Source organism: Azospirillum sp. Marseille-Q6669, assembly GCF_965111635.1.
The window spans coordinates 267,501-283,152 of record NZ_CBCOOP010000001.1; the positions used below are offsets into that span (position 1 = coordinate 267,501).

The 15,652-nt window shown below is 68.5% G+C and carries 1 protein-coding gene, 1 tRNA gene, 2 rRNA genes and 1 pseudogene (1 of these 5 running past the window's edge); 4 read left to right on the forward strand and 1 reads right to left on the reverse strand.

Annotated features, from left to right (window positions below):
* The 3 genes from ACWPXE_RS01115 to ACWPXE_RS01125 all read left to right on the forward strand — a co-directional run.
* A 23S ribosomal RNA gene (locus tag ACWPXE_RS01115) occupies window positions 1–746 on the forward strand; it begins 2,001 nt to the left of the window's first position.
* 133 nt (window positions 747–879) lie between these two features.
* Window positions 880–995: ribosomal RNA gene (gene rrf, locus ACWPXE_RS01120) — 5S ribosomal RNA — on the forward strand.
* A gap of 99 nt (window positions 996–1,094) precedes the next feature.
* A tRNA-Met gene (locus ACWPXE_RS01125) sits at window positions 1,095–1,171 on the forward strand.
* A gap of 220 nt (window positions 1,172–1,391) precedes the next feature.
* Here the strand turns inward: ACWPXE_RS01125 and ACWPXE_RS01130 are convergent.
* A pseudogene (locus ACWPXE_RS01130) lies at window positions 1,392–1,850 on the reverse strand (ISL3 family transposase); the annotation flags it as partial.
* 585 nt (window positions 1,851–2,435) lie between these two features.
* On the opposite strand from ACWPXE_RS01130, the gene ACWPXE_RS01135 reads away from it, so the two are divergent.
* Window positions 2,436–15,650 carry a beta strand repeat-containing protein gene (locus tag ACWPXE_RS01135; protein WP_454016327.1) on the forward strand — a complete coding sequence of 4,405 codons (13,215 nt, stop codon included), beginning with the start codon at window positions 2,436–2,438 and terminating at the stop codon, window positions 15,648–15,650.
* The last annotated feature ends 2 nt before the right edge of the window (window positions 15,651–15,652 follow it).

Genomic DNA, 15,652 nt, shown 5'->3' on the forward strand with positions numbered 1-15,652 from the left:
CGCCAGCTCGGGTGGAGCCATCCTTGAAATACCACCCTTGAGGTCTCTGGCATCTAACCGCGCTCCGTTGATCCGGAGCCGGGACCCTGCATGGCGGGTAGTTTGACTGGGGCGGTCGCCTCCCAAAGTGTAACGGAGGCGCGCGATGGTGGGCTCAGAGCGGTCGGAAATCGCTCGACGAGTGCAATGGCATAAGCCCGCCTGACTGCAAGACAGACAAGTCGAGCAGAGACGAAAGTCGGCCATAGTGATCCGGTGGTCCCACGTGGACGGGCCATCGCTCAACGGATAAAAGGTACGCCGGGGATAACAGGCTGATGACTCCCAAGAGTCCATATCGACGGAGTCGTTTGGCACCTCGATGTCGGCTCATCACATCCTGGGGCTGGAGCAGGTCCCAAGGGTTCGGCTGTTCGCCGATTAAAGTGGTACGTGAGCTGGGTTTAGAACGTCGTGAGACAGTTCGGTCCCTATCTGCCGTGGGTGTCGGAGTTTTGCGAGGATCTGTCCCTAGTACGAGAGGACCGGGATGGACATACCTCTGGTGCACCGGTTGTCACGCCAGTGGCATGGCCGGGTAGCTAAGTATGGACGGGATAACCGCTGAAAGCATCTAAGCGGGAAACCCACCTCAAAACCAGAACTCCCTTGAGAGCCGTGACAGACCATCACGTCGATAGGAGGCATGTGGACGGGCGGCAACGCCTGAAGCTGAGCCTTACTAATCGCTCGATCGGCTTGATCCTTCCCAGCAGGCGGCCCGCGCGCAGCGGCAAGCCCTGGGCGCACGAGCCAACACCGCAAAGAACAAGAGCAAACGTCCTCAAACTTAACGAAACCCGCCCGTCCGGTCCGGATGGTTCGCGTGTGCCTTGGTGACCTGGTGGTCATGGCGAGGCTCCCAACACCCGATCCCATTCCGAACTCGGCCGTGAAACGCCTCAGCGCCGATGGTACTGCGTCTTAAGACGTGGGAGAGTAGGTCGCCGCCAGGTCACCACGGCACACGCCAAGCCATCAAGGACTTGGATGGATGGGTTGCAAACACACTTGACAATCGTCGTCGCACTGCCGGTTCCCAGCAGCCCAACACCCGCGGGGTGGAGCAGCCCGGTAGCTCGTCAGGCTCATAACCTGAAGGTCGCAGGTTCAAATCCTGCCCCCGCAACCAAATCAGCCAGCAACCCCAATGGGTTGCTGGCTTTTTCGTGTCCGGCGAATCGGCGACAGGAATCTGTATCCGCAAGATGTCCGTATCGAAGGTGGTGGCCGGTATAGCTGAATAGAGGTCGGCGCCTCTTCCGGCAGGGGACGGTGGGCCGGAACACCGGGAGCACAGCCTGTCAATCGGCATGGAAAAGGGGCTCTGTCGCAGATTTGATGGTCCGACCTCATCCGGTGTCGATGACGCGCGCCTGAAGGATGTCGAGCTTGCCGCGGCCATACATCTGCTCCTCGGTCTGACCGTTGGACCAGGGCAGGGTAATTGCCGGGATGAAGGCATCCCGGTCCTTGGCGATCCCGTTGGCGAAAGACGCAACCAAGCTCGCCTTGGCCCGCTGCAGCCAGGGCTCGAACTCCTCGGCGCTCTTCTTCCGGATCATCCACTGGAACGCCGCAACGATCTCGCGCGCCTCGACCAGCAGCGGCACGCCGCCCTCGATCGCCGCGACCGTCACCGTCTCCGCTTTGCTCAGAGCATCCCGGCCGATGGTGAGCAAGCGCGCGATCGTCCGCGCCGCCGGCGTACGGCCGAGCGCACCGGTCTGCGCCTGGTCTGAGCGCCGGCGGCGCGTCGTCCATTCACCCACGACACGCAGGCTGCCCCGGAACCCACGCCTCCGAGAGCGGCAGGTCGAAGAGGAGGCGCTGGTACCGGCTGTGCACCCGAAACGAGTGTCCGCCGCACGCCGGGCAGGAGCTGAACGCGGCTGCGGAGCGCACCGTGATTTGAACGGCGAGGCCGACGTCCGCCGCCTCGACGACCACGAAGCCGGGCGGCACACCCCCCGTGCAGCGATGCGACTGAGCCATGATGCTGATTCCGCTGGTGAAACCAGAGCCAGCAACAGCCCAGCACCATCAAAACTGCGACAGAGCCCCGTTTCGGTGCCGATTCACAAACCTGCCAGAAATGTTCATTTTACGTTCTATCCCGAGAAAGGGCTCTGTATTCTAAAAACCTTTGGTTTCTAATTCAATCCAATCGCGACATCTTTCCGTGTAGAGCATCCCTTCGCGGCTGATGTATGCGTGATCTCGCGGGGAGCAAGAAACTATTGAGAAAATAGGGATTTTTACGGGTGTACTTCCGCGCTTCCGACCAGTAACGCGTCACGAACGCTCCTATATACCAATAATTAGCTCTTGGTCGTGCATTGATCTGTCTGGGGCCGGTGTGTGTGCCGGCCGCGTGACGTGAGGGCTGAAAGATCGTGGCGAATCCAACCTTCACTATGATCGGCACCAACAGCTTCGGCCTTTCCGACACCGGAAGCGAGGCCGCCCCGGTGCTGGCGGATCTGGATGGTGATAGCGATCTCGACCTCCTGGTCGGCAACGCGGACGGAAACACGCTTTTCTTCCGGAACACCGGAACGACGCTGTCGCCGACCTTCACTCTGGACAGCACCAATCCCTTCGGGATCACCAACGTCAGCGCGGGCGGCGCGCTTCCCGGTCTGGTGGACATCGACGGCGACGGCGACCTCGACCTGTTCATCGGCAACCACAGCGGCAGCACCCTTTTCTACCGCAACAACGGGACGTCACCGCAGGCGCCGAACTTCTCGCTGGAAGGCACCAACCTGTTCGGCATCCAGGGCGCGGGCGGATTCGGGGCGCCGGCCCTCGCCGATCTGGACGGCGACAACGACCTCGACCTTCTGATCGGCAACTCGGCCGGCGACCTCCTCTATTTCCGCAACGACGGGACGGCGCAGGCGCCAAGTTTTGTGCTCGTCGGCACCAACCCCTTCAGCCTGACCCGCGACGCCGGCGGCTATTCGGCGCCCGTGCTGGTGGACTTCGACGGGGACGGCCTCGTCGATCTCATCAGCAAGAGTTCCATCTACCTCAACACCGGGACGGCGGCGGCGCCGACCTTCGCGCTGCTCGCCGGCAACCCCTATGCGGGCCGGGCGCCGGGGGCGTACCCGCGGCCGACCCTGGGCGATCTCGACGGCGACGGCGACCGCGACATGGTGGTCGGCGTCGACGACGGGAATCTGGAGTATCTGCGGAATGTCGCGCCGGTCATCGTGACGCTGGGCGATGGCGGCAACACGATCACCCTGTCGCAGATCAACACGCTGACCGGCGGCACCGGAACCGACGTGGTGTCGCTGCTGACCATCGGGGCGACCTACACCGTCACCGGGGTCGAAACGCTGACCGGCAATACGGCGATCGACCTGGTGTATCTCGGCAGCGGCGGGAACACGATCGAGGTGAGCCGGGTCGAGCGGCTGAACGGCGGCTCGGGCACCGACGTCGTCACGCTGGGCAGCCTCGGCAACACAGTGGAGGTGGGCGGTGTCGAGACGCTGACCGGCGGCATCGGCAACGATTATGTGTACCTCAACGTCGGCAGCACGCTTCTGATCGAGGGCATCGAAACGCTGACCGGCAGCACCGGCACCGACATCGTGACGCTGGGCGGCAGCGCCGCCACGCTGACGGTCTCGAAGCTGGAAACGCTGACCGGCACCCCGGGCAACGACGTGGTGACCTTCGCCAGCGGCGGCAACAGCACGCTGGTGAAGGGCATCGAGACGGTGATCGGCGCTTCCGGCGTCGACATGGTCACGCTGGAAGACGGTGGCCGCACGCTCACGGCCCGTCTGCTGGAGACGGTGATCGGCGGCTCCGGCAGCGATCTGGTGACGATGGGCACTGGCGGCGGCACCATGATGGTCCAGTTGGTGGAGACCGTGACGGGCTCCGCCGGCATCGACGCGGTGATTCTCGCCAACGGCGGCAGCACCATGCTGGTGAACGGGATCGAGACGCTGACCGGCGGCACCGGCACCGACATGGTGACGCTGGGCAGCAACGGCGGCACGCTGCTGGTCCGGCTGGTGGAGACCTTGACCGGCGGCATCGGCACCGACATGGTGACGATCGGCGCCGGGGGCAGTTCGACCACGGTGATCGGGTTCGAAACGGTCATCGGCGGCAGCGGCACCGACACGGTGAGGCTGGGAGACGGCGGCAACACGCTGTTCCTGTGGCGGGTCGAGACGCTGATCGGCGGTAGCGGCATCGACGTGGTGACGTCCGGCACCGCCGGCAACTCGATCAAGGTGACCGGGATCGAGTCGCTGACCGGAAGTTCCGCCACCGACAGCATCACGCTCGACTCCGGCGGGAACACCATCTGGGTGAGCGGCGTCGAAACGCTGCAGGGTGTCGCAGGGTCCGACGTCGACGTGGTGACGCTGGCCGACGCGGGCTCCACCATCTTGGTGAGCCGCCTAGAAACGCTGATCGGCGGGTCCGGAAGGGACGTGGTGACGATCTCCGCGACGGGCGCCACCATGGAGGTGAGCGGCCTGGAGACGCTGATCGGAAACTCCGGTGTGGAGTTGGTCACGCTCAGCGACAGCGCCGGCAACACGCTGGCCGTGTCGCGGGTGGACACCTTGATCGGCTCTGCCGGCACGGACGTGGTGACCCTCCTGAGCGGCACCTCCAACAACACCATGACGGTGAGCGGCATCGAGACGCTGTTCGGCAGCGACATCGGCGACACCGTGACGCTGGGCAGCGACGGCAACACCACTCTGGTGTCGCGGGTCGAGACGCTGTTCGGCGGCTCCGGCACCGACGTGGTGACGCTGGAAAGCGGCGGCAACACCATCCTGGTCCGGCTGCTGGAGACGCTGACCGGCGGGTCCGGCACCGACGTGGTGACGATCGGCACCGGCGGCGGCGAGATGACGGTGAGCGGCATCGAAAGGCTCAACGGCGGCACCGGCACGGAACTGGTGAGGCTTGGCGACAGCGCGGGCAACACGCTGACGGTGTCGCGGGTGGAGAGCGTGATCGGCTCCGCCGGGACCGACGTGCTGACTCTCGGCACCTTCGGCAACACGCTGCTGGTGGACGGCGTCGAGACGGTGAGCGGCGGGATCGGCACCGACCTCGTGGAACTGGGCAGTAACGGCAACACGCTGCTGGTGAGCGGTGTCGAAACGCTGAACGGCGGTTCCGGCACCGACGTGGTGACGCTGGGCGGCGGCGGCAACACGCTGCTGGTGAGAGGTGTCGAAACGTTGACCGGCAGTGCCGGCACCGACGTGATCACGCTGGGCAGCGATGGTACCACTCTGGCGGCGACCCTGCTGGAGACGCTGATCGGTGGAGCCGGTACGGACGTGGTGACTTTCTCCCCGGCCGGCAACCGGGGGACGCTCTTCGTTTCCGGTGTTGAGACTGTCTACACACCGTTCCAAACTTTGACGCTCAACGGTATCGACACACGGATCGTGCTGCCGGCCAGCCCGTCAGTCCCGGTGCTCAACCCGGCGTCGGATAGCGGAGTGGTCGGTGACGCCTTGACGAACGCGTCGCAGCCCACGTTGACGGGTACGGCCGACGCCGACAGTGTCGTGCATTTGTACGGAAACGGTGTTGAGATCGGGACAGGAACGGCCAACAGCTCCGGTGCGTGGACGGTGATCCCTGGCACGGCGCTTGCTGACGGAATCTGGACGTTGACGGCCAGGGGGACGCTATCCGGCATCGTGGGCGGGGTTTCGGGGCCTCTCCTGGTGACCATCGACACCGGCGCCTCGTCGCCAACCGCTTTGGCACTGGCGGCTTCGTCGAACAGCGGGTCGACGGCGGACACGCTGACGAACGTGACGGCGCCGGTGGTCACCGGCAGCGTAGCCGAGGCTGGCGTCGTGGTGCTGTACGAGGGCAGCACTGCCCTGGGCACGGTGACCGCTGCGGCGGCCGGTGCCTGGACGATGACGGCCACTTCGCTGAGCGACGGTGCGCACACGTTGACCGCCACGGTGACCGATGCGGCAGGCAACAGCTCCTCGGCATCCGCGGCGCTGACCGTGACCATCGACACCGGCGCCTCGTCGCCAACCGCTTTGGCGCTTGCCGCGGGTTCGAACAGCGGGTCCACGGCGGACACGCTGACGAACGTGGCAGCACCGGTGATCACCGGCAGCGTAGCCGAGGCTGGCGTCGTGGTGCTGTACGAGGGCAGCACTGCCCTGGGCACGGTGACCGCTGCGGCGGCCGGTGCCTGGACGATGACGGCCACTTCGCTGAGCGACGGTGCGCACACGTTGACCGCCACGGTGACCGATGCGGCAGGCAACAGCTCCTCGGCATCCGCGGCGCTGACCGTGACCATCGACACCGGCGCCTCGTCGCCAACCGCTTTGGCGCTTGCCGCGGGTTCGAACAGCGGGTCCACGGCGGACACGCTGACGAACGTGGCAGCACCGGTGATCACCGGCAGCGTAGCCGAGGCTGGCGTCGTGGTGCTGTACGAGGGCAGCACTGCCCTGGGCACGGTGACCGCTGCGGCGGCCGGTGCCTGGACGATGACGGCCACTTCGCTGAGCGACGGTGCGCACACGTTGACCGCCACGGTGACCGATGCGGCAGGCAACAGCTCCTCGGCATCCGCGGCGCTGACCGTGACCATCGACACCGGCGCCTCGTCGCCAACCGCTTTGGCGCTTGCCGCGGGTTCGAACAGCGGGTCCACGGCGGACACGCTGACGAACGTGGCAGCACCGGTGATCACCGGCAGCGTGGCCGAGGCTGGCGTCGTGGTGCTGTACGAGGGGGCGACGGCTCTCGGCACGGTGACCGCTGCGGCGGTCGGTGCCTGGACGATGACGGCCACTTCGCTGAGCGACGGTGCGCACACGCTGACCGCGACGGTGACCGATGCGGCGGGCAACAGCTCCTCGGCATCCGCGGCGCTGACTGTGACCATCGACACCGGAGCAAGCGCTCCGACGGGTCTCGCTTTGGCTGCAGCATCTAACAGCGGGTCCACGGCGGACACGCTGACGAACGTGGCAGCACCGGTGATCACCGGCAGCGTGGCCGAGGCTGGCGTCGTGGTGCTGTACGAGGGCAGCACCGCTCTTGGTACGGTGACCGCTGCGGCGGCCGGTGCCTGGACGATGACGGCCACTTCGCTGAGCGACGGTGCGCACACGCTGACCGCGACGGTGACCGATGCGGCGGGCAACAGCTCCTCGGCATCCGCGGCGCTGACCGTGACCATCGACACCGGCGCCTCGTCGCCAACCGCTTTGGCGCTTGCCGCGGGTTCGAACAGCGGGTCCACGGCGGACACGCTGACGAACGTGGCAGCACCGGTGATCACCGGCAGCGTGGCCGAGGCTGGCGTCGTGGTGCTGTACGAGGGGGCGACGGCTCTTGGCACGGTGACCGCTGCGGCGGCCGGGGCGTGGAGCATCACCGCGGCCTCGCTGAGCGACGGTGCGCACACGCTGACCGCGACGGTGACCGATGCGGCGGGCAACAGCTCCTCGGCATCCGCGGCGCTGACCGTGACCATCGACACCGGCGCCTCGTCGCCAACCGCTTTGGCGCTTGCCGCGGGTTCGAACAGCGGCTCCACGGCGGACACGCTGACGAACGTGGCAGCACCGGTGATCACCGGCAGCGTGGCCGAGGCTGGCGTCGTGGTGCTGTACGAGGGGGCGACGGCTCTTGGCACGGTGACCGCTGCGGCGGCCGGGGCGTGGAGCATCACCGCGGCCTCGCTGAGCGACGGTGCGCACACGCTGACCGCGACGGTGACCGATGCGGCGGGCAACAGCTCCTCGGCATCCGCGGCGCTGACCGTGACCATCGACACCGGCGCCTCGTCGCCAACCGCTTTGGCGCTTGCCGCGGGTTCGAACAGCGGGTCCACGGCGGACACGCTGACGAACGTGGCAGCACCGGTGATCACCGGCAGCGTGGCCGAGGCTGGCGTCGTGGTGCTGTACGAGGGGGCGACGGCTCTTGGCACGGTGACCGCTGCGGCGGCCGGGGCGTGGAGCATCACCGCGGCCTCGCTGAGCGACGGTGCGCACACGTTGACCGCGACGGTGACCGATGCGGCGGGCAACAGCTCCTCGGCATCCGCGGCGCTGACCGTGACCATCGACACCGGAGCAAGCGCTCCGACGGGTCTCGCTTTGGCTGCAGCATCCAACAGCGGCTCCACGGCGGACACGCTGACGAACGTGGCAGCACCGGTGATCACCGGCAGCGTGGCCGAGGCTGGCGTCGTGGTGCTGTACGAGGGGGCGACGGCTCTTGGCACGGTGACCGCTGCGGCGGCCGGGGCGTGGAGCATCACCGCGGCCTCGCTGAGCGACGGTGCGCACACGCTGACCGCCACGGTGACCGATGCGGCGGGCAACAGCTCCTCGGCATCCGCGGCGCTGACCGTGACCATCGACACCGGAGCACCGTCCGTTGCTATCGCACTGAGCAGGGCGACACTTGGGGTGGGGGAGACGGCAACCGTCACCTTTACGTTCAGTGAGGCGCCGGTTGGATTCTCGCTCTCGGCCGTCACAGCACAGAATGGGACGCTGTCAGACCTGTCCGTTCTGCCGGGAAGCGACGGATTGGTGTACACAGCCACCCTGACCCCGAGCGTGGAAATCAACGCTTCCGACAGCCGGATCACCGTTGCTGCGGGGTGGAGCGACACCGCTGGAAACACTCCAACGGCAGTGGCGACGTCGGCCGGCTATGCCATCGACACCCGGAGCCCGCCCGTCAACACGGCCCCCGTCATCGGTGGCGCGGCAGCCAGTCAAGCGGTCAACGACACCGCCAGCAGCCAGCCCTTCGCCACCCTGACCGTGTCCGACAGCCAGACCACCCAGACGCAGACGGTTGTCGTGACGGTCCGGAATTCAGGTGGCACCGTCGGCGATGCCACCGGCGTCTTCAGCACCGCCAGCCTCATCGCCAGTGGTTTTGCGAAATCGGCCGCCGGCACCTACACTCTGACCGCCAGTTCCGCGGCGGCGGCCCAGGCCGCGCTGCGGCTGCTCGTCTTCCAGCCGGCGGCCAACCGGGCCGCTCCGGGCACCCAGGAGACCACGGCCTTCACCGTGATGGTCACTGATGCGGACGGCGCATCGGCGACGAACACCACGACCAGTATCAACGTCCTGTCGATCAACGACGCCCCAGTGCTGGCCCAGGCGCTCGGCACCAGCAACGTGGACCAGGGGCAGGCCTTTTCCTACACGGTCCCGGCGGGAGCCTTTACCGACGCCGACACCGGCGACAGCCTGACCTTCAGCGCGACCAGCGGCGACGGCTCGGCGCTGCCCGCTTGGCTCAGCTTCGATGCGGCCACTGGGCGCCTGTCCGGTACGCCGGGCAACGCCGACGTCGGCACCCGGACGGTGCGCGTCACCGCGACCGATTCCTCCGGCGCGACGGTTTCGGACTCGCTGACCATCACGGTCGCCAACGTCAACGACGCGCCCGTCGCGGCGAACGATGCGGGAGACACCGACCGCCTCACCCCGGTCACGGTGGTTGCGGCAAGCGGCGTGCTTGCCAACGACACGGACCCCGACGTCGGCGACCGGCTGGCCGTCAGTGCGGTGAACGGCGACGCCACCAACGTCGGCCGGGCCATCACATTGGCCGGTGGCGGCCGGCTGACGCTGAACGCCGACGGCGGCTACAGCTTCGACCCGGCGGGCGGCTACGGCACGCTGCTGTTCGGTCAGACCCGGCAGGAGACAGTCAGCTACACGGTCACCGACCAGACCGGAGCGACGTCAACCGCGATGCTGACCATCACCGTGCGGGGCGTCAACACCGCTCCGGCGGTGCAGGAGGCCAAGCACGTCGCCATCGACCAGAATTCCAGCCGGGTCGGGCTGTCGATCGACAAGCCGGTCGATCCGGAAGGCGACCCGCTGACCATCACGGTCACCGGTCTGCCGACGGTCGGGACGCTCCAGCGGTACGACGGCACGGCGCTCGCCGTCGGCGACACGCTGACACCGGACCAGCTCGCCGCGGTGATCTACACGCCGCCCTTCGGCGCCACCGGGGCCGCGGGGTCCTTCAGCTACGCCGTTTCGGACGGGACCCATCTGGTCGGCCGTGCGGTGACGATCAGCCTGACGCCGGTGCAATGGTTGAGTCTCGTCCCGTCCAGCCTGTCGATCGCGGAGGGGAGCAGCGGCTTTGCCAACCTGACCTACACGATCACCCGGCGCGGCGACACCTCGGGCGCCACCACGCTCAAATGGCAGGTCGATACGAACGGCTTGAGCGGCAGCATCGCCGACGCGGCCGACTTCGGAGGCACGCTGCCCAGCGGCACCGTCACCTTCGCAGCCGGGGAGACCAGCAAGACCATCACCGTTCCGATCAGCGGCGACCGGCAGGTCGAGGGGAACGAGCAGTTCCGGGTCCTGCTCTTCTCCCCATCGACCACGGTGGCCGACGCCAAGATCACGGTGGAGACCCCGACGGCGACCGGCTCCATCCTCAACGACGACCGTGCCGCCACGATCACCGCGGTGACCGGCCCGACCGCCGGCCGCTACCTGGCGGCGCGCGGCGACACGCTGGACTTCACCGTCGCCTTCAGCGACGCGGTCAGCGTGTCCGGCGCTGGCGTGCCGCGGCTGGCGCTGAGCATCGGGACCCAGACCCGCTACGCCACCTTCCTGCGCGTGGAGTCCGGCAAACTGGTGTTCCGCTACGCCGTCGGCGCGGGCGATCTGGACAACGACGGCATCGTGGTCGCCGGGACCATCGACCCGAACGGCGCGCAGATCCGCGACAGCGCCGGCAACACCGTCACCAACCTCGGTTTCGGCGCCGCCGCTCCGGTCACCAGCCATGTGCTGATCAATGTCCGCGGCGGCCACGCCATCGACGGCTACATCGCCGGCGCCACGGTGTTCGCCGACGCCAACGCCAACGGCCAGCTTGACGACGGCGAGGCGTTCGGGACCACCAACGCGGTGGGGAATTGGTCGATCCCCGGCGGGTCCGGCCCCATCGTCATGATCGGCGGCACCGACATCTCGACCAATCTGCCCTTCACCGGCGTCTACGAGGCGCCAAGTTCCGCGTCCGTCATCACACCGCTGACCACCATCATCATGGGCATGGCGGGGCTTGCCGGAACGGACAGCGAAATCGCCGCTGCGGCGACCGAACTGAAGAGCAAGCTCGGCCTCGATGCCGGCCTCGACCTGCTCACCTACGACCCCATCGTCGCGGTGACCACGGCCGGGGCGGGCGCCGCGGCCATCGCGACGGCGCTGAAGACGCAATCCGCCGCCGCCAGCGTCGCCAACGTGATCGTCCAGGGCAGCGCCGTGCTCGCCGGGGTCGTGATCGGCACGCCGCGGGCCAGCGGCGTGATCGGGCGGGCGCTGGTGGGCGCCATCGCCGACGCGGTCAAGGCCGTCCCGGCGGGCGGCACGATCGACCTCGCCGATCCGGTGGTCATCGCTGCCATCCTGGCCGCTGCCGGGGCGCGGATCGGGGCTGTGGACAGCGCGAAGCTGACCACGGTGACGGGCGGTGCTGCCAACGTCATCGCCGCGTCGAACGGCGCGGTGATCACCGCCGGCACGACCAACAGCGGTGGCATCGACGGGCTGACCCAGATGGCCCAGGCGCAAGTGGTGGCGCAGGGCACAGCGGCGGACGAGCTGCGCAGCGGCACCGCCGCGGGCGATGTGTCGGGGGCCGTTGCCGCCTTCACCGGCACGAACCTCCAGCAGCAGATCAGCGCGGCCCAGGTCGCCGTGGTCATTCCGTCGCGCCTCGCCATCGCGGCGATCGACGCCGACAAGCGCGAGGGCGACGGCACCAACCCAGGGGGCACCACCGCCTTCACCTTCACCGTCACCCGCTCCGGCAACACGGGCGGCGCTCTGACAGTGGCTTGGACGGTGGCGGCCGGCGACGGGGCGGGAGGCGCTACGCTCGACGCCGCCGATTTCGGCGGAACCCTGCCGTCGGGCACCGTCTCCTTCGCTGACGGCGAGGCGACGAAGACCATCACCATCCTGGTGTCGGGCGATACGGACATCGAGCCGGACGAGACCTTCACCGTCACCCTGTCCAGCCCGTCGGTCACGGCGACGGCGATCGAGACGGCGTCGGCGTCGGGGACCATCCGCAACGAGGACCCGATTGATCCGCAATTGACCCTGCCGCCCGCAAGGACGGTGGTGGCGGGGACGGCCACGGCCATCGCCGGTCTGTCGGTTATGGATGGCGACAGCGCTACCGTGACGGTGATCCTGACGCCCGGCAACGGCAGCCTCGGCGTCGCCGGCCCCGCATCGGTCAGCACGGCCGGTGACGGCACCGTGACGCTCACCGGCAGCGTGGCCGACGTCAACACGACTCTCGCCTCGCTGGTCTTCACCGGGGCCGGCGGACAGACGGCAGGCAGCATCGCGGTGACGGTGGCCGACGGCGATCCCTCGACGCCGGACGCCGCGGGCACGCTCGCCATCGATATCCAGTCGCCGCCGGCCAACGTGCTGCCGAGCAGCCCGACCCTGGTCGCCGGCCGCTCGACCGAGGTGCTGGGGCTGGAGGTCACGGACGTCGACGGCGGCACCATGACCGTCGTGCTGACGCCGACCAACGGCGCCCTCACCCTGCCGCTCTACGGTTCTGCCACGACGAGCGACCTCGGCAACGGCAAGATCCGGCTCACCGGTTCGCTGGAGGACGTGAACCGCACGCTGCAGCAGCTTGAATTCACCGCGTCGCGCAACGTCACCAGCGCGTCGATCCGGTTCGAATCCTCCGACGACCAGCCGCTGACCCCCGACTCCGACAGCCTGCTGGTCATCGGCGTGCTGTCCTCGCCCGAGCACACGGCGCCCACCGCCCTGTCGGTGATTTCCGGCGTGGCGACGGCGGTGACCGGCCTGTCGGTCAGCGACTATGACAGCCCGACGCTGCAGGTGACGCTGACCCCGACCAACGGTGCGCTGGCTCTGACGGCGCAGGGCGGGGTGACCCTGACCCAGCCGTCCGCGGGCGTCTGGCGCCTGCTTGGCACCCAGGCCGACATCACGGCCACGCTGGCCACCGTGACCTTCACCGGAACGGCGGGCCAGACCTCCGGCACGATTCGGGTGACGACCAGCGACCTCGGCACACTGACGACCGACGCCGAGGCGACCATCGCGGTGACCATCGTCGATCCGGCGACCCTGGTCGCCCCGACGCTCACCCTGCCGCAGCCGATCACCCTGGAGCAGGGCCTCGCCACGGCTCTGCCGGGCATCCAGATCGCCGATCCGGACAGCCCGTCGATCACGGTGACCCTGACGCCGTCCCAGGCGACTTTGGGGGGCACAGCGACCGGGCAAGCGAGCGTAACGACGGCAGGCGACGGAACGCTGACCATCAGCGGGTCGGTCGCCGACGTGAACGCGACCCTGGCCGCCCTGCGGATCACTGGCAGCACCGCCGCCACGGCGACGGTCGCGGTGACCGTGAGCGACGGCCTCACCACGCCGGCCACCGGCACGCTGACCCTGCCGATGGTGGACACCACCCCGCCGGGCAGCCCGACGATCACCGCCGTGAGCACCGACTCCGCCGGTACGCTGCCGGTGACGGTCACCAACACCAACCGCAACCGGCTCTTCGTCCGCGGCACGGCGGAAGCCGACAGCCGGGTCGTCCTGTCCGATGGTGGGACGGAGGTGGCGACGGTTACCGCCGACGCACAAGGCGCCTGGGTCGTCGATCTCAGCGCGGGGCCGCTCCTGGACGGCACCCACGCCTTCACCGCCCGGGCGACCGACGCGGCGGGCAACAGCGGTCCGGCGTCCGGCGCCCTGTCGGTCGTCATCGACACCGTTGCCCCGACGACGCCATCGGTGGCCTTCAACGACGCGTCCATCGACCAGGCCAAGCAGAGCAGTGTTGGATTCGTCCTCTCTGGCGGCGAGGCCGGGGCGACCTATCGCTGGACGCTGTCCTCCTCGGGCGGTGGCGGTCCGCTGACGGGCGCCGGAACGCTCGCTGGTGCGGGCGGCACGGTCGGCGGGATCGACGTGTCCGGCCTGCTCGACGGCACGCTGTCACTCTCGGTCACGCTGACCGACGCGGCGGGCAACGTCTCGGCGGCCGGGACGGCGACCGCGACGAAGACGGCGGGAGCGGTGGTGGACGGCACGCAGGTCCAGACGCTCGCGTCGCAGTCCAACGGACGGGCCGTCAGCACCGTCGTGATCCAGGCGCCCGCCGCCGGCCGCACGGAGGATCCCAGCAGCCCGAACGCCGGGCTGGCCGACGTGCCGCTGGTCCGGGAGACGGCGACCGATCCGTCAACCGGGCAGCCGACGCTGGCGACCACGCTGCAGATCGGGTTGCCGACCGGAGTGGGCCTCACGGCGAGCGGCCCGATAGCCCGCGAGGGGGTGAGCCTCGCACAGGCCGACCTGATTCAGGCGATCGAGGCGCGCACGACGGCGGGGTCGGTCTCGCGGTCCGACCTGTCCAGCGGCGGCGCCCGCTTCCTGAGCACGCTGTCGCAGCAGGCGTCCCTGCTGCTGCGCACGCTAGCCTTCACCGCACCCGACGCGCCAGGGGCGGCGGTCCGGGTCACCGGCGCCATGCCGGGCTCCACCATGCCGACGGCTCTGGTCATCGACACCACCGGGGTCGCGGGACCGCTGGCCATCCAGCTCGACACCGTGTCGTTCGCCGCGGTCATCGGTTCGGCGACGTTGACCGGTGGCGAGGGCAATCAGGTGGTGTATGGCGACGCCGGTAGCCAGTCGATCATCCTCGGCCCCGGCGACGATGTCCTGTCGGGGGGCGGCGGCAACGACACGGTGGCCAGCACGCTCGGCAACGACACGCTGTATGGCGACGACGGCGACGACCTGATGCACGGGGGCGACGGCCACGATCTGATGGATGGCGGCGCCGACAACGACACGATGGGCGGCGGCGCCGGCGACGACACGATGGGCGGCGGAGCCGGCAACGACATTCTGATCGGTGAAGGCGGCAACGACGCCCTGTTCGGCGGCACAGGGAACGACACCCTCTTTGGCGGCGACGGGGACGACACCCTCTTCGGCGAGGACGGCAACGACATCCTGTCGCTGGGATTGGGCAACGACGTCGCCAGCGGTGGCGATGGGGACGACACGCTGTTCGGCGAGGACGGCAACGACACCCTCTTCGGCGGGGCCGGCAACGACATCCTGTCGCTGGGGATGGGCAACGACTTGGCCGATGGCGGGGCGGGCAGCGACACGCTGTTCGGCGAGGATGGCAACGACACCCTGTTCGGCGGGGCCGGCGACGATGTGCTGGTCGGCGGGGCGGGCAACGACGTGCTGTTCGCCGACGGCGGTGCGGACACGCTGTGGGGTGGTGCCGGGGCGGACATCTTCGCCCTTGGTGGTGCGTCCGGCGGATCGATGGTGATGGATTTCACCGCGGGCACCGACCGGCTGGTGCTTTTCGACTCCTCGCTTGATCTCAAAAGCGTGATCGCGTCGGCGAGGGTGGTGAACGGCAACACCGTGCTCGATCTGCGGCCGGGGGTGAGCGTCACCATCGTCGGGCAGACCGGCGATGCCGCCCGCTGGTTCACCTGACG